The organism is Polynucleobacter ibericus (genome assembly GCF_018687955.1).
GTDB lineage: Bacteria > Pseudomonadota > Gammaproteobacteria > Burkholderiales > Burkholderiaceae > Polynucleobacter > Polynucleobacter ibericus.
Window position 1 is genome coordinate 721220 of the sequence record NZ_CP061309.1, and the last position, 16481, is coordinate 737700.

18 protein-coding genes are annotated in these 16481 nt (G+C 46.7%); 17 read left to right on the forward strand and 1 reads right to left on the reverse strand.

What is annotated here, in order from left to right:
* The first annotated feature begins 34 nt into the window (after window positions 1-34).
* The 14 genes from asd to AOC20_RS03815 are packed head-to-tail and all read left to right on the forward strand — an operon-like array spanning window position 35 to window position 13981.
* Window positions 35-1192, forward strand: a complete 1158-nt coding sequence (asd, locus tag AOC20_RS03750) for an aspartate-semialdehyde dehydrogenase (RefSeq protein ID WP_215361613.1) — start codon at window positions 35-37, stop codon at window positions 1190-1192.
* A 10-nt stretch (window positions 1193-1202) separates the two neighbouring features.
* Window positions 1203-2597: a FimV/HubP family polar landmark protein gene (locus tag AOC20_RS03755; RefSeq protein WP_215361615.1), complete on the forward strand. Its 1395-nt coding sequence runs from the start codon at window positions 1203-1205 to the stop codon at window positions 2595-2597.
* Window positions 2598-3437, forward strand: a complete 840-nt coding sequence (gene truA, locus AOC20_RS03760; RefSeq protein WP_215362149.1) for a tRNA pseudouridine(38-40) synthase TruA — start codon at window positions 2598-2600, stop codon at window positions 3435-3437.
* 26 nt (window positions 3438-3463) lie between these two features.
* Window positions 3464-4141 (forward strand): phosphoribosylanthranilate isomerase, encoded by a 678-nt coding sequence (locus AOC20_RS03765; protein WP_215361616.1) that lies wholly within the window; start codon window positions 3464-3466, stop codon window positions 4139-4141.
* A 30-nt stretch (window positions 4142-4171) separates the two neighbouring features.
* On the forward strand, window positions 4172-5365 hold the full coding sequence (trpB, locus tag AOC20_RS03770; RefSeq protein WP_215361618.1) for a tryptophan synthase subunit beta: 1194 nt from the start codon (window positions 4172-4174) through the stop codon (window positions 5363-5365).
* A gap of 32 nt (window positions 5366-5397) precedes the next feature.
* Window positions 5398-6195, forward strand: a complete 798-nt coding sequence (trpA, locus tag AOC20_RS03775) for a tryptophan synthase subunit alpha (RefSeq protein ID WP_215361620.1) — start codon at window positions 5398-5400, stop codon at window positions 6193-6195.
* Between the two features lie 5 nt (window positions 6196-6200).
* Complete coding sequence (accD, locus tag AOC20_RS03780) at window positions 6201-7088, forward strand: acetyl-CoA carboxylase, carboxyltransferase subunit beta (protein WP_215361622.1); 888 nt, start codon at window positions 6201-6203, stop codon at window positions 7086-7088.
* Between the two features lie 4 nt (window positions 7089-7092).
* The gene (gene folC, locus AOC20_RS03785; protein ID WP_215361623.1) at window positions 7093-8418 is read left to right on the forward strand and encodes a bifunctional tetrahydrofolate synthase/dihydrofolate synthase; all 1326 of its coding nucleotides are present in this window, start codon (window positions 7093-7095) and stop codon (window positions 8416-8418) included.
* 3 nt (window positions 8419-8421) lie between these two features.
* Window positions 8422-9228, forward strand: coding sequence for an SPOR domain-containing protein (locus tag AOC20_RS03790; RefSeq protein WP_215361625.1), 807 nt, complete (start codon window positions 8422-8424; stop codon window positions 9226-9228).
* On the forward strand, window positions 9228-9794 hold the full coding sequence (locus AOC20_RS03795) for a CvpA family protein (RefSeq protein WP_215361627.1): 567 nt from the start codon (window positions 9228-9230) through the stop codon (window positions 9792-9794). Before AOC20_RS03790 ends, AOC20_RS03795 begins: the two co-directional genes overlap by 1 nt.
* Before the next feature lie 4 nt (window positions 9795-9798).
* Window positions 9799-11337 (forward strand): amidophosphoribosyltransferase, encoded by a 1539-nt coding sequence (gene purF, locus AOC20_RS03800; RefSeq protein WP_215361629.1) that lies wholly within the window; start codon window positions 9799-9801, stop codon window positions 11335-11337.
* A 60-nt stretch (window positions 11338-11397) separates the two neighbouring features.
* Entirely contained in the window at window positions 11398-12606 is a 1209-nt protein-coding gene (locus AOC20_RS03805; protein ID WP_215361632.1) for an O-succinylhomoserine sulfhydrylase, read from the forward strand.
* 30 nt (window positions 12607-12636) lie between these two features.
* Window positions 12637-13254 carry a class I SAM-dependent methyltransferase gene (locus tag AOC20_RS03810; RefSeq protein ID WP_215361634.1) on the forward strand — a complete coding sequence of 206 codons (618 nt, stop codon included), beginning with the start codon at window positions 12637-12639 and terminating at the stop codon, window positions 13252-13254.
* Window positions 13255-13264: 10 nt separating this feature from the next.
* Window positions 13265-13981 (forward strand): Crp/Fnr family transcriptional regulator, encoded by a 717-nt coding sequence (locus AOC20_RS03815; protein WP_215361636.1) that lies wholly within the window; start codon window positions 13265-13267, stop codon window positions 13979-13981.
* A gap of 85 nt (window positions 13982-14066) precedes the next feature.
* Here the strand turns inward: AOC20_RS03815 and AOC20_RS03820 are convergent, their stop codons facing one another.
* On the reverse strand, window positions 14067-14375 hold the full coding sequence (locus tag AOC20_RS03820) for a high-potential iron-sulfur protein (protein WP_215361638.1): 309 nt from the start codon (window positions 14373-14375) through the stop codon (window positions 14067-14069).
* Between the two features lie 199 nt (window positions 14376-14574).
* On the opposite strand from AOC20_RS03820, the gene AOC20_RS03825 reads away from it, so the two are divergent.
* The 3 genes from AOC20_RS03825 (at window position 14575) to AOC20_RS03835 (ending at window position 16470) form a co-directional block, all read left to right on the forward strand.
* Entirely contained in the window at window positions 14575-15159 is a 585-nt protein-coding gene (locus AOC20_RS03825) for a rhodanese-like domain-containing protein (RefSeq protein ID WP_215361640.1), read from the forward strand.
* A gap of 200 nt (window positions 15160-15359) precedes the next feature.
* Window positions 15360-15902, forward strand: a complete 543-nt coding sequence (locus AOC20_RS03830) for a YeeE/YedE thiosulfate transporter family protein (protein WP_251373153.1) — start codon at window positions 15360-15362, stop codon at window positions 15900-15902.
* 1 nt (window position 15903) lies between these two features.
* Window positions 15904-16470 carry a DUF6691 family protein gene (locus AOC20_RS03835; RefSeq protein ID WP_215361642.1) on the forward strand — a complete coding sequence of 189 codons (567 nt, stop codon included), beginning with the start codon at window positions 15904-15906 and terminating at the stop codon, window positions 16468-16470.
* The last annotated feature ends 11 nt before the right edge of the window (window positions 16471-16481 follow it).

A 16481-nucleotide genomic window follows, 5' to 3' on the forward strand; every position in this document is an offset into this window, starting at 1 on the left:
AACAGAAATCAAATTCACTAGATAGTTAAACATCATGGCAAATTTAAAAACTCCTTTGGTTGGTTTAGTTGGCTGGCGCGGTATGGTTGGCAGCGTTCTCATGGAACGTATGCTTGCTGAAAAAGACTTCGATCTCATCGAGCCCGTATTTTTTAGTACCAGCCAGGCGGGTGGGGAAGTGCCTATGCTCAATGGCCAAAAAGTCACTAAGAGCGAAAGTACTTTGCAAGATGCGAATGACATCAAAGCTTTATCCCGTTGCGACATCATTCTGACTTGCCAAGGCGGCGATTACACCAATGAGATTTTCCCTAAGTTGCGTGCAGCTGGGTGGAATGGTCACTGGATTGATGCGGCTAGTGCATTGCGCATGAAAGATGACGCAGTATTGGTTTTGGATCCCGTGAATCGTCCAGTAATTGATAAGGCTTTGGCTGCTGGCGGTAAGAATTGGATCGGTGCTAATTGCACTGTGAGTTTGATGATGATGGCTATGGGCGGCTTGGTTAAAGCTGACATGGTTGAGTGGATCAGTGCCATGACATACCAAGCAGCCTCTGGTGCTGGTGCTCAAAACATGCGCGAGCTATTGCTGCAGATGGGTGCTTTGCGTGACAGCGTAGCTACTGAGTTAGCTGATCCATCTTCATGGATCTTGGATATTGATCGCAAGGTTACTGAAACATTGCGATCTGCTGATTTCCCGAAAAAGAACTTCCGTAATACTGCCTTGGCTGGTAGCTTGATTCCTTGGATCGATGTCCCTGTGGACAATGGGCAAACTAAAGAAGAGTGGAAGGGTGGCGCGGAGTTCAATAAGATCTTAGGCCGACCAGCATTCCGTTCACCTGGCAGCATTCCGGTAGATGGTTTATGCGTGCGCGTTGGTGCAATGCGTTGCCATTCACAAGGTTTGACTGTAAAGCTGAAAAAAGACATCCCTCTGAAAGAGATCGAAGCGATTTTGGCTGCAGATAACCAGTGGGTGAAAGTGGTGCCAAATGATCGCGAAACTACTGAGCGTGATTTGTCACCTGCAGCTATCAGCGGCACATTAACTGTTCCGATTGGCCGCTTGCATAAGATGGCAATGGGCCCAGAGTATTTAGGCGCATTTACTGTTGGTGATCAGCTCTTGTGGGGTGCTGCTGAGCCATTGCGTCGCATGCTGCGCATTTTGCTTGAAAAGTAATCCAGTCTTTATGTTTCGTATTAGCCAAATAGGCTTGTTAAAGCTACTGAGCTTTGTTCTGTTGAGCTGGTCAACAATGGTGGGCGCTATTTCTTTAGGCGCCCCACAGTTGCAGTCACGTCCCGGTGAGCCGTTGCGGGTGGAGATACCAATTCGAGTTGCTGCTGATGAGCAGAGCGCTTTATCTAGCCTGAATGTGGCAATGCCTAATAAGTCAGTCTATGAGCGTTTGGGTATCTCACAAAAAATATTAGAACTCAACCCACAGGCGATGGTATATCGCAATCGCTCTGAGCAACTCATGGTACTGGTGGAGACAGTCAATTCCGTCCCAATGACGGATGATCCATTTTTAGATGTGCTGGTTAATCTCAATTGGTCTAGTGGAAGCCTCACAAAAACATTTACCTTGTTATTAGGAAATGCAGAGAAAATTACGGTGAAGCCTGGGCAGTCTCTATCTGAGATTGCCGCCATCATTGCACCTCAATTAGATGGCGCAACCTTAGATCAAACCATGATGGCTTTATTTAAAGCTAATCCGGATGCTTTTGCTAGCGGCAGCATCAATCGCCTGGCCGCTGGTGCTGAATTATCTAAACCAAGCCAAGCGCTATTGCGTTCCATTAGTCCTGCTGAGGCAAATCAGTTTGTTGCTGATGCCAATGAGCAATGGCGTCAAGAGCGCGAAGAAAGAGGGGCTGGTGCCGGCAATGGAAAAGCAGGAAGCGTTAAAGCCGGAGAAGTTGTCCCTAAAGATCGTCTGAAGATTGGCTCAAGCGCCGATGGGAATGATCAAGAGCGTCGCTATACAGAAGAGTTGGTTGCCCAAGAGAAAATGCTGGAGCAAACCAAAGCCCGCGTTGCTGAATTAGAAAAGAATATTGCTGATTTGCAAAAGCTCTTAGATAAATCTAAAGAGAAAAAAGCAGTAGACAATAACTTTGGCCTAGGTGGTTTTGGGCCAGCAATCCTAGCTCTTGCTTTGATTGCTTTGACGGGTTTATTGCTCTGGGGTTTAGCGCGTAATGCTAGACGCTCTGAAGTGCCAACTTTCCACACATCAAACGACCATTCTGCAAAAGATCTTGGTAAAGCGGAGAAACTTGCAGCTGGATCTCCTTTTGAAATGCCAGCTCGTGCTAAGACGTTATTTGAAGGCATTGATCTTGATCTATCAAAGCCGGCAAAAGAGACCCCTGTAATCAGCACCCCAGTATCAAACCCGTTAGCTGATACCCTACGTGTTAAGTTAAATCTAGCGCGTGCCTATATTACGATCGAGGACTTTTCTGCAGCTAAAAAGTCGATTGAAGAAGTGCTTCATGTCAGTAGCTCAGTTGACCCAGCAATCACCATTGAAGCGCAGGGCTTGTTAGCAGAGATCTCGCATCGCAATACCTAGATTATGCGTATAGCCCTTGGCCTTCAGTATGACGGCAGTCCCTATTCCGGCTGGCAAACCCAGGTTAATCGAAATACCGTTCAGGATGAATTAGAAAAATCGATTTCATCCTTCGTCGGTGAGCAAGCCCTGGACTGTCCGATACATACTATTACTGCAGGTAGGACCGATACCGGAGTCCACGCTCTAGGTCAGGTAGTTCACTTTGATACCAATGTGGAGCGTGAAGACTTTTCATGGGTGAGGGGAGTGAATTCATTCTTGCCCCCATCTATTGTTGTGAATTGGGCAAAGCCGGTCCCAGAAGAATTTAGCGCACGTTTCTCCGCCTATGAGCGTGAATACATCTATGCCTTACAAGCAGGACCCTGTCGTTCACCAATGTCTCATGCACGCGCAGGCTACTTAATGTTGCCCCCAAGTCAATGGCTCGATATTGAGGGGATGATAAAAGCTGCTCAATGTTTAATCGGTGAGCATGACTTCAGCTCATTTAGATCATCAGAGTGTCAAAGTAAAACACCAATCAAAACGATTTACTCGATTGAGATTATTTCCGAGCAGCCATGGTTATATTTTCGGATTCGGGGCAATGCCTTTTTGCATCACATGATTCGCAATGTGGTCGGTTGCTTTTTACAGATTGGCCAAGGAAGACAGAAAGCAGAATGGATGTCAGAAGTACTTGCCGCCAAAAATAGAAAAATTGCTGCACCTACCTTTATGGCAGATGGGCTGTATCTAGCCAAAATTACCTACCCAGACGAATTTGCCATTCCTCAGCCCTTGCTGGAAAACTCCTGGCTGCCTACCCGGGTTATCGGGAAACCAAGGCAATAAGAGGCCCTTGGCCTTATCATTCATTTATGGGCTTACTGACATACTCTCCCGGCCGTACTAGGGTCAAAATCTGTGGTTTAAAGATTGCGGCAGATATTGATTCTGCCGTTTCTGCAGGGGTAGATGCGGTTGGCTTTGTCTTTTACCCTCCCAGTGTGCGTGCTGTTAGCCCTAATATCGCTGCCCAGCTCATTTCTAGGCTCCCAGCAGGGGTAGATGCCGTTGGACTCGTTGTAAACGCTTCGGATGAGGAATTTGCCGCTATTCGGGCTGTTGCATCGATCACTTTATGGCAGTTTCACGGGGATGAGACCCCAGAACGCTGCGCGCAGCTAGCTGCAGGCGAACCGTGGATGAAGGCTGCTCGTGTCGGAGCTGGCTTCGCTTTTGATGATTTTTCCCTACAATATGGGGATGCAAACGCTTTTCTGCTGGATGCTCTCGTTGAGGGTTATGGTGGCGGAGGCGTTCCTTTTGATTGGCAAGGAATTCCACAAACATGGGTAAGCGAAAACGCGCCTCGGGTCGTTTTGAGTGGTGGATTGAACACGCACAACGTGGGCGAGGCGATTGCACGTCTGCATCCTTGCGCAGTTGACGTCAGTAGTGGCGTAGAAAGCAGCAGGGGTGTTAAGGACCCTGCACTCATGATTCAATTTATTGAAGCAGTGCGTGCAGCAGATGCCAAAACATCATCCCAATAATTTGCTGTAGAAAAATCAAAAGAGGTAGCTATGTACGATAAGCCAGATGCACGAGGACATTTCGGTCCCTATGGCGGCGTGTTTGTTTCTGAGACGCTGATGTTTGCACTAGATGAGCTCAAAGAAGCCTATGCAAAATATCAGAACGATCCAGAATTCATTGAAGAGTTTCACTACGAGCTTAAACACTTTGTGGGAAGACCATCCCCGGTTTATCACGCTAAGCGTTGGAGCGAAATGCTCGGTGGCGCGCAGATCTATCTCAAGCGTGAAGATTTAAATCACACCGGTGCCCATAAGATTAATAACGTGATTGGCCAAGCGATGCTGGCTAAGCGTATGGGTAAGCCTCGCATCATCGCTGAGACAGGCGCTGGTCAGCACGGTGTTGCTACTGCGACCATCTGCGCCCGCTTTGGTCTTGATTGCACGGTATATCAAGGTTCAGTTGACGTAGCCCGTCAAGCGCAAAATGTGTTCCGCATGAAATTACTCGGCGCTAAAGTGGTTCCAGTGGAGTCTGGTACCAAGACTTTGAAGGATGCACTCAATGAAGCGATGCGTGATTGGGTGACAAACGTCGATAACACTTTTTACATTATCGGTACTGTTGCCGGCCCCCATCCTTATCCAATGATGGTGAGAGATTTCCAAAGCGTTATCGGTGAAGAGTGCAAAGTGCAAATGCCGGAGATGACTGGGCGTCAACCTGATTATGTTTTGGCTTGCGTCGGTGGTGGCTCTAATGCCATGGGAATTTTTTATCCGTATATTGATTTCCCTGAAGTCAAACTCGTTGGTGTTGAGGCAGCAGGGCATGGATTAGGTAGTGGCTTGCATTCAGCTGCACTGTGCGTAGGCAAGCCTGGTGTATTGCATGGCAACCGTACTTACTTATTGCAAGATGAGAATGGTCAGATTTCTGAGACCCATTCTGTTTCTGCTGGCATGGATTATCCCGGCGTCGGTCCTGAGCATGCCTGGTTAAAAGATTCTGGTCGCGCGGACTATGTAGCGATTACCGATGAAGAAGCGCTGCAAGCATTCCATGATTGCTGCCGCATTGAAGGCATCATTCCAGCACTTGAGTCCTCACACGCTATTGCCTATGCTTGCAAACTGGCTAAGACTTTGCCAAAAGATAAAACCATCTTGGTCAATCTCTCTGGCCGTGGTGACAAGGATATGCATACCGTTGCTCAAGCAACTGGCTCTGAAGGCTAAGAAAAAAACAAGAACAGAAAAATAAAATAGCTATGTCAAAAATTACTGCGCTCTTCAAGGAGTTAAAAGCAACCGGTAAGAAAGGATTGATTCCTTTTATTACTGCAGGCGATCCTGATCCTAAACAAACCGTTGAATTAATGCACGCATTAGTGCGTGGCGGTTCAAGTGTGATCGAGTTGGGGGTTCCGTTTTCAGATCCAATGGCTGACGGTCCTGTGATTCAGAGATCATCGGAGCGCGCATTGACTCAAGGCGTCACTCTTCGCAGTTGCTTAGAGATGGTGAAAGAGTTTCGCAAGACTGATGCCAATACACCAGTTGTTCTAATGGGCTATGCAAATCCAGTGGAGCAAATGGGGGCAGAGCGTTTTGCAACTGAAGCAAAAGCGGCTGGGGTTGATGGTGTTTTGGTAGTGGATTACCCACCAGAAGAGTGTGTGGATTTTGCTGCGCGTATGCGAGTTGCTGGCATTGATCCTATTTTCTTATTGGCGCCAACTTCATCACATGAGCGTATTAAAGAGGCTGCCAAAATAGCTTCTGGTTATATCTATTATGTTTCTATGCGAGGAGTTACGGGTGCATCTAACCTGAATACCCAGGATGTAGCCAGCATCATCCCGAAAATTCGGGAAGAAACGGATGTTCCGATTGCTGTGGGCTTTGGAATTAGCGATGCCGCTAGTGCCAAGGCGGTATCTGCCAGTGCTGATGCTGTCGTGATTGGTAGCCGAATTATTCGCCTTTTAGAGGATGCGCCCCCTGGTCAAGCGGTACAATCACTGGAAACCTTCATTCGTGAGATTCGTGACGCATTGGATAGTTAAAACTAATGAGCTGGATAGATAAATTACTCCCACCCCAAATTCAACATACTGATCCTGCAAATCGCAAGTCAGTACCGGAAGGATTGTGGGTTAAGTGCCCAAGCTGCGAAACGGTTCTTTACAGCACTGATATTGAAGCCAATTTATCTGTCTGCCCAAAATGCAGTCATCACATGCGTATCGGCGCACGTCTGCGCCTAGATAGTTTGCTTGATGAAAAAGGTCGGTATGAGATTGGTGCTGATATTTATCCAACTGATCCATTGAAGTTTAAAGATTCCAAAAAATATCCAGATCGCATAAAAGAAGCAAACGATGCTTCTGGTGAATCCGAAGCCTTGATTGTGATGGGCGGCAAGATTGAATCCATCCCCGTAGTCGCTGCGTGTTTTGAATTCCAATACATGGGTGGCTCGATGGGCTCTGTAGTGGGTGAGCGTTTTGCTCGCGGTGTACAGGAAGCCATCAATAAGAAGTGTGCATTTATTTGCGTTACTGCTACTGGCGGCGCTCGGATGCAAGAGAGCTTGTTATCTCTGTTCCAAATGGCCAAGACCAACTCGATGTTGACCTTGTTGGCAAAAAAAGGTTTGCCTTACATTAGCGTTCTTACCGATCCGACGATGGGCGGTATCTCTGCAAGCTTTGCCTTTATGGGTGATGTCGTGATGGCTGAACCAAAAGCATTAATTGGCTTTGCTGGACCGCGTGTGATTGAGCAGACTGTGCGTGAGAAATTACCAGAGGGATTCCAGCGTTCGGAATTCTTGATGCAAAAGGGTGGCATTGACATGATCGTAGATCGTCGTCAGATGCGCGGTGAAATTGCCCGCTTGCTTGCTTTGTTGCAGAAGCTTCCTGAGCCTGCGATCGCGGGTAGCGCAGCCGTTTAAGCGCTTGAGCTCAGCACACCAAGCCCCCATAATTTTTTCTAGCCTAGAGGCTTGGCTTAGCCACCTCGAAACTGCTCACCCTGTTGGGATCGACATGGGTCTGGAGCGAATTAATCGTGTGAAGGCCGCATTAGATCTGCATTTCGATTGCCCAGTCATCACTGTTGCCGGTACGAATGGCAAAGGATCCACCTGCGCATTTCTGGAGAGCATTCTTTTGTCTTCCGGCTATCGTGTTGGTTGCCACACCTCTCCACACCTACTCAAATTTAATGAGCGTGCTCGCATCAATGGTGAAGATGTTAAGGACAATATCTTGCTTGAGCATTTCGCTGCTGTTGAAAATGCTCGCGTAAGTTTGGTTGATGCCCCAACGTTGACGTATTTTGAATTCACCACTTTAGCCATCATGCATTTGTTCGCTAAATCAAATTTAGATGCAGTTGTATTAGAGGTTGGTATGGGCGGTCGTTTAGATGCCGTCAATATCGTGGATGCAGACTGCGCCATCGTGACTAGCATTGATATTGATCATGCAGATTTCTTGGGTGGGACACGCGAAGCCATTGGTTTAGAGAAGGCAGGCATCTTCCGTCCAGGACATATTGCAGTTTGTGGTGATCCAGTGCCGCCTCAGTCACTTATTGACCATGCTGAAAAGTTGGGCTGTGATCTCTGGCTGCAAGGGCGTGACTACAACTTCCAGGGTGATAAGCAGCAGTGGGGTTGGGCAGGGCGCAAAAAACGCTTCAGCGGCCTCGGCTACCCAGCTCTGCGCGGCGCTAATCAGATACTCAATGCCTCCGCAGTGATAGCCGCCCTGATGGCGCTCCATCAGCGCCTCCCAGTTAGCGCCCAAGATATTCGCAATGGCTTTGCTCTCGTTGAGCTGCCAGGCCGATTTCAAGTTTTGCCAGGTCAGCCTACCGTGGTGCTAGATGTTGCCCACAACCCCCATGCCGCTGCCACTTTGTCCCAGGGGCTCGATAAGATGGGTTACCACCCCTACACCTATGCCATTTTTGGGGCTATGGCAGACAAGGATATTGAGGGGGTGATTAAACCCCTCTTAAATATCGTGGATTTCTGGTTTTGCACGGATTTGCCGACTCCCAGAGCGGCTAGCGCTCAGGCTTTGGCTGAGAAGCTTGAAGCCATTGGCGTTAAGCCAAAAAACGGGGCAGATGGCGGTATTGAATGCTTCCCAGAACCTGCTTTAGCGTATCAAAAAGCGCTATCTTTGGCAGGTGAGGGTGATAGAATTGTGACCTTCGGATCCTTCTATACCGTTGCAGGCGTAATGACTTACCGAAACAACCAGGCCCACTGATCCATGATTCGTTTACCAAGCTTTTTTAAGCGAAAAACCCAGTCTGATGACCTTGAATTTGATTCAAGGGGTGGTCGCACCGCCAAAAGAGCGGCGCCACGCAGTTTCCAACGCGCTGCCGAAGCTGAAGAACTTGCCCTTACAGAAGATCCAGAACAACAAAGAGCACGCCATCGTCTGATTGGTGCTGCGGTGTTAGTGTTGATTGCCGTTGTAGGATTGCCACGTATTTTGGATAGTAAGCCTAAGACAGCGCATAACGATATCGCCGTCAATATTGTGACGAGCTTGCCTATCCCGGGCACCGAAACAAAACCAGAAACGAAGCCTGAAGAAAAACCTAAGGCTGAAGCAATTACAGAGCCTGCAAAAGAAGCCCCTAAAGTTGCCGCTACCCCTGAAGCAAAGCCTGAAGCTAAATCCGAAACAAAGCCAGCTGCTCCTGCGGTAAACAAAGCTGGCACATTAGGTTTGGCAGCGGGTGAGGAAGTAGTTGCTACCGCTAGTCCTAAACCTGACGCTAAGCCCAATGCAGAAGATACGGCTAAACCTGCCGTTACAAATGGTTCAGGTAAGTATGTTATTCAGATTGGCGCCTTTGCATCGGAAGAGCGTGCTAAAGGTTGGATTGCAAAACTGAAAGATCAAAAGATTCCGAACTACGTCTTGAATAAGACGGGTACTGATGGAGCCAAGTTGTATGTTCTGCGCGCAGGGCCATACACCGATAAAGATGCTGCGGAAGCGGCGGAAAAGAAAATTAAGGCGATGGGTCTTTCACCAAGACTCGTCGAATCCGGTAAGCAGTAATGGAATACTTATCCACCCTCAAGCTAACATCGGTGGATTACTTCACCCTAGTTGTGCTTTTGGTATCAGCTCTAGTTGGCATCTCACGTGGTTTGTTTAAAGAGGTGCTTGCTTTGGCCTCTTGGTTTGCAGCTGCTTGGGTTGCTTATCACTACAGCAATTACCTCTCCACCGAGTGGTTATCAACTTTTCATCTGGATGAGCTACTCAGTTTAGGTATCAGCTTCCTCATTCTGTTCATATTGACTCTCATCATTTGCGGTTTGTTTGGTGGAGTAGTGCAAAGAATTATTTTGTCAGTAGGCCTCAGTTTGACTGACCGATTCTTGGGTTTGGTATTTGGCGTGATTCGTGGCGGCTTAATCGTGGTGGTGCTAGCTACCTTGGCTGCACTCACACCCATTCCGCAAAGTATGGCCTGGAAAAATGCCATTACCAGACCAGCAATTGATATGGCAACCGGTTTAATTAAAGGTTGGCTTCCTGCCGACTGGGCAAAGCAATTGGGTGAAGCTATGCCTAAAGTTACCCCTACCATTACTCCTAAAATAACAATAGGAATCTAGAGATATGTGCGGCGTCGTCGGAACTGTTTCCCACTCACCAGTAAATCAACTTCTCTATGATGCTTTGTTGCTTTTGCAACATCGCGGTCAAGATGCTGCAGGCATTGCGACGATGAACGGTAATTCGTTCACGATGCATAAAGCCAACGGCTTAGTCAGAGACGTCTTTAGAACGCGCAATATGCGTAGCTTGGTAGGAAGTGCTGGTATTGGTCAAGTACGTTATCCAACCGCTGGGTCTGCTAGTAGCGAAGAAGAGGCTCAACCGTTTTATGTAAGTGCACCATACGGCATTATCTTGGCGCACAACGGTAATCTCACTAATGCACCTAGTCTACGCGTTGAGATGGCTTATCGCGACCGTCGTCACATCAATACCAGTTCTGATACTGAAGTATTGCTCAACGTTTTGGCTGATGAACTGCAAAAAGAAACCAATAGCGCAGCTCTCGATGAGGGCGCGATGTTTAATGCGGTGACTGGGGTAACTAATCGCGTTAAAGGTTCTTACGCCGTAGTTTCTTTGATTGCAGGTTATGGCTTATTGGCTTTCCGTGACCAGTACGGTATTCGTCCACTGTGTATTGGGCGAATTGATACTCCTCAAGGTCCTGAGTGGATGATTGCATCAGAGTCTGTGGCGCTAGAAGGCTTAGGCTTTACCTTTGTCCGCGACGTCAATCCAGGCGAGGCAATCTATATCGACTTAGATGGTAATTTCTATTCACGCCAATGCGTTCCTAATGCAGTGTTAACACCATGCATTTTTGAATACGTCTACATGGCAAGACCAGACTCTACGATTGATGGCGTTACTGTCTACAACGTGCGTATGCGCATGGGTGATTATTTAGCTGAGAAGATTCGCAAGGAGACTGATGTCTCTGAGATCGATGTTGTGATGCCGATTCCAGACTCTAGTCGTCCAGCTGCTATGCAAGTGGCAAAAAACCTTGGTGTGGATTACCGTGAAGGCTTCTTTAAGAATCGTTACATTGGCCGTACCTTCATCATGCCTGGTCAGGCTGTTCGCAAGAAGTCGGTTCGTCAAAAACTGAATGCCATGCGTATTGAGTTCAAAGACAAGACTGTCTTAATTGTGGATGACTCCATTGTTCGTGGCACAACCTCTTTTGAGATTGTTCAGATGGCTCGTGAATCTGGTGCTAAGAAAGTGATCTTTGCATCCGCTGCGCCACCAGTGCGCTTCCCGAACGTATATGGTATTGATATGCCAACCCGTAGTGAATTGGTTGCTTACGGCCGTACCGATGAAGAAATCAACAAGATGATTGGCGCTGATCAACTCATCTATCAAAGCATTGAAGATATGAAGCAGGCGGTCAGAGACGTTAATCCGGATATTAAGCAGTTTGAAGCTTCTTGCTTTGATGGGAATTACATCACTGGCGACATCACCGAGTCATATCTAGATGCTTTGGAGGCCGCTAGAAATACCTCGGCTGCTAAAGCAGATCGTCAGAAGGATTCGAGCGACTTTGCTCGCTCGCAGCTCCATCTGCATTTGGCTACCGAAGACTAAAAAGCGACAGGTATTTGCCTCACTCGAGGCAAATCCCCAATTCGGTGTCAAAATAGCAGCATGAAGAGCAAAACTACCCGTCAAAAACCAGATTTTTCTAAGTTAGCGCTAGAGACCTTGGCTGTTCGCGCTGGCACTCGTCGTACGGCTGAGTATCAAGAGCACTCAGAAGCGATGTTCCTAACCTCCAGTTTTTGTTTTGATAGCGCCGAGTTAGCTGCCGATGGTTTTGCACATGCTGACCAAGGCTTTATCTATTCTCGTTTTACCAACCCAACTGTGAGCATGTTCCAGGATCGCTTGGCTGCACTAGAGGGTGGCGAGGCTTGTATTGCAACGTCATCTGGCATGGCTGCCATCATGACGATGGCGATGGCGCATTTGCAGGCAGGGGACCACGTTGTATGTTCTCGCTCGGTATTTGGTGCAACGATTCAGTTGTTCACCAATATTTTGGGTCGCTTTGGCATTACAACAACATACGTTGATTTGGCTGATACCAAGTCGTGGCAGACCGCTGTCCAACCAAACACTAAACTCTTTTACTTAGAAACTCCTTCTAATCCTTTGACTGAGATTGCTGATATCAAAGCTATTGCAAAGATAGCAAAGAAGGCAGGCGCCTTATTTGCTGTTGACAACTGCTTCTGTACTCCAGCATTGCAAAAACCATTGGCGCTCGGTGCTGATGTCGTGATTCATTCGGCAACTAAGTACTTAGATGGTCAGGGTCGAGTTGTTGGTGGAGCCATTGTGGGTAGTAAAGATTTCATCATGGGTAAGTTATTCCCATATGTGCGCACTGCAGGACCAACCCTTTCTGCATTTAATGCTTGGGTATTCCTAAAAGGCTTAGAGACTTTAGAGCTTCGCATGAAGCAGCAGAGTCATAATGCGCTGGCTTTGGCTCAATGGCTTGAGAAGCAGCCTGGAGTCGAACGTGTTTACCATCCAGGTTTGAAGTCTCATCCTCAGCATGCCTTGGCAATGCGCCAGCAAAAAGAGGGCGGGGCAATCCTGTCTTTCACGCTTAAGGGCGGTAAGAAGGCTGCCTTCAAGCTCATTAATCAAACCAAGCTTTGCTCAATTACTGCAAACTTGGGTGACACTCGCACAACTATTACGCACCCAGCCACTACAACACATTGCCGCGTAACACCTGAAGCCAGAAAAGCTGCCGGCATTACTGATGGTTTAGTACGTATTGCAGTTGGACTCGAGAATATCAATGATCTCAAAAGCGATTTGGTTGGCGGGCTCAAGAAATAAGCCTCACCCCTTCATCAAAAGATTAAAAACATGAGCTTTGCTGATGCAACTCAGTTCTGGAATGAGCGCTTTGATAAAGAGGAGTTCATCTTTGGTAAAGAGCCGAATGAGTATTTGGTTGAGAAAACAAATCAATACCTAAAGCCCAAGAACAAGGTGCTATGTATCGCTGATGGCGAAGGGCGTAACGGTGTCTGGCTTGCTAAACAAGGAATGCAAGTCATTGCCTTTGATGCGTCCGATATCGCGCTAGCCAAAGCAAAACAGTTTGCTAAAGATAATCATGTCAATGTTGAATATTCATTTTCAGATACTGATAGCTTTGCTTGGCAAGCAAATTCTTATGATGCAGTGATTGGTATTTTTATCCAGTTTGCTGACCCCGCAATGCGTGAGCGTATCTTTAGGCAAACATATCAAGCACTCAAGCCAGGTGGCATCTTTATTCTGCAGGGCTATACACCCAAACAGCTTGAATATAAAACTGGTGGACCATCTTTAATAGAGCATCTCTATACAGAAGCGTTAATTCGGGATCTCGCTAAAGAGTTTCAGATTCTTGAGCTAGTAAGTTATGAGAAAGGGCTCTCTGAAGGACCAAGACACACTGGTATGTCTGCAATTTTGGGTTTAGTTGCTCAAAAATGAGTTTTCTCCTATGAAGATCATTGAAATTAAAAGTGCATGGCAGGGTAACAGCGATTGCAGTGTATGTTCCATTCGAAGTTCTGCCTTATTCGCCGAGTTGAATGAGGAAGATTTTTCCAAAATTCATTCGCCTATTGATGATCTGCGCTTTGAAGCCAATGCAGGTATCTATACACAGGGTGATTCTTCGGAGTATCTGTATACATTGCGCGAAGGGTATATTAAGTTATTGCACATTAACTCTGATGGCTCCAGCAGAATCGTACGATTAGTTATGCCTGGAGATCTATTTGGTATGGAAGCCTTGTTAGAGGAGCGCTATGCACATTCCGCTAGCGCTTTGTCGAACGTTCATTTATGCCGCATTCCAAAAGCAATCATCTCCAGCCTGGGCGAAGAGTCGCCACGTTTACACCGCCAGATAGTAAAAAAATGGGGTGAGGCTTTAGCTCAATCTGAATCTTGGTTTTCTGAAATCAATACCGGCCGAATTGAAGTGCGCTTAGCCCGCTTTTTTCTCAGGGTGGCAAAAGTATCGGGGGAGATGGCAGTTGCACCGCTCTTTAAGCGCGAGGATATGGGCTTAATGATGGATGTGAAGTTTGAGACTATTAGTCGAGCGCTTGCTTCTATGGCCGAGCAGGGGCTGATTTCCAACATTAGCAGATTAAGTATTCAGATTCCGAATATGGAAAAGCTTAAAAGCTTTTCTCAAGCAGGGTCTTAAAGCTAATAGAAGAAGATAGGTAAGGAGAAATAAAAAAGACTGCCGTAGCAGTCTTTTTTACCTTAGTGCTTAACTAAATATTTAATTAAGCCTTCTTAGCGTAAGCAGAGCACCAGCCTTTGCCAGCAACTTTCTTAGTGCCAAATAAAGAGCAGCCGCCAGTTGCATCGCCCACTTTACCTTGGAACAAAGCGCAGTTATCGCACTCTTGACCGGTGGCATATTTAGGATACTTAGCTTTATCTACAGCAGTTGCAACTGCCTTGTATCCCAAAGCGGCAGCTTGTGGGTCAGTCTCAGTAACCATTGCTTGAGCTTGAACATTGCCATTCAATGCCAAAGTACAGGCACCAGCAGCAGACAAAATCATAAATTGACGACGACTATTTTTCATAAAGACTCCAGTGTTCAGGTAGGTAAAAAGCTTTAATAACTAGCTATAGGGGATATTAAAGGGGATAACACCGCCAACAATAGGGGTTTCTCAGTATTAAGTTTAGTCAATCTTGGGCTCACACTACCTGAATATGCATAAATACGTATATAAGCATTTAAATCACTGTTTTACGACAAAATATTACATAGAGGGTTTTATGAAAAAGTTTATTTTTCTTGGTCTGATGTTGTTTTCAGGCCTCGTATCAGCACAATCCGCTGCACCTGCAAGTCCTGAGCTACTGCAGATTATTGATAAATCTACCAAATTTGTCGTTAACACCCCAAAAGGTCCGGTAGAAATCACTCGTGTGATGACGCCCTGTGCCAAGAATAAGGGCTGGCTGCAACCATTGATTCCAATCAAGGGTGTTGTGCCAGTTGATGAGATTGACGTATTGAATGCACTGAATGATAAAGACTCAATCGTGGTTGATATGCGAGTGGTTGATGACCGCGTTAAAGGAACAATTCCAGGCTCAGTCGGTATACCGTACACCGAAGTAGCGATGCGTATGGATGAGTTGGGTTGCAAAAAACCTGCTGCTGGTTCAACCAAATGGGATTGCTCTAAAGCCAAGAAGGTTTATGCTTTCTGTAACGGCCCTGTTTGCCCGCAAAGCCCTATGGCAATGTCAGCGATGACACGCGACGGCTTCCCAGCAACGAAGATTTATTACTATCGTGGCGGCATGTTGGATTGGGATGCATTGGGATTAACAACCGTAAAAGGTGAGTTCTAATCTTATTAACTTAAGCTCTGAATATAGAAGGGGGCCACGGCTCCCTTTTTATTGCCTAATCCCTGCATGAAGAGCCATTCAACATACTAGATCCATTCATTCATGATTTAGATCAAATTCTGCTGACTTGTTTGCTTATACCTATTGACATTGCAATTTAAATTGATAATATATAAATGTATATATTATTTAAACCTTAAATGAGGTCAGTAAAGATGGTGAATAAAGCAGGGCAGGCTAAACCAGCGTCGTATATGAGCCCATTGCTAGCAGGCATCCTGCTTGGAATGGTTCTATTGACAACTTTTGTAATCACAGGTCATGGGCTTGGGGCGACAGGATTTACTACCCGTTTGACTGCGTGGGTTGGAATGTATGTTGTACCAGCTGCTACTAATGCAAATGACTATTTGGGTGGAATGGTGGAAGAAGGCAAGCCTTTAAATGCTTGGATTACCTGGCAGGTGATCGGCGTGGCTTTAGGCGCATTGTTGTCTGCATTCCTAGCAAAGAGAATTCACATTCAGATGGACGGCAAGAAGTTTCTCGGTGGCGCTAAGCGTCCGATGACGGCATTGTTTGGCGGTATCTTGGCAGGTTTTGGAGCACGTGTTGCTGCGGGTTGCACCAGTGGTCTTGGATTGTCTGGCGCCGCGGTACTCAGTTTGGCTGGATTTGCTTTCCTTGGTACATTCTTTGCGGTGGGTTTATTAGTAAGCCGCTTCTTGAAAGAGGAGAAATAAGATGAGCGAAATTCTTTCAGGACTTCTTTTGGGTGCAGCCTTTGGTTTTGTTTTGGAGCGCGCGGGTTTTGGCAATCCTAATAAATTAACTGGCCAATTTCGACTAACAGATTGGTCTGTGTTTAAGGTCATGTTCACCGCTATTGTGTTTGCTGCAGTTGGGCTCATGGTTTTAGAAAAGGCTGGGTTGGTGGACGCTGGTAGTTTGTTTGTGCCTCCAGCATTCTTGGGCGCAGCTGCATTGGGTGGAGCGCTTGTTGGTGCTGGCTTCGCAATTGGTGGGTATTGCCCTGGAACATCAGTAGTTGGCTTAATGTCTGGTCGCATTGACGCAGCAATCTTTTTGCTTGGCCTGCTTTTAGGCACCGTAGTTTTTGCTGTTATTTACCCAGAGATAGAGGTCTTAACTACTTTAGGTGAATTCGCTAAAGCGGATTCATTGCCAGATGCTTTCAATATCTCAGATTGGTCGATTGATATCGGAATGATTGTCGCGGCCGTTGGTGTTTTTGTCTTGGGCTCTTGGATGGAAAAGAAATCCAAAGGCCCCGTTAGTTCTCAAGCTTAATCATAAAAAGG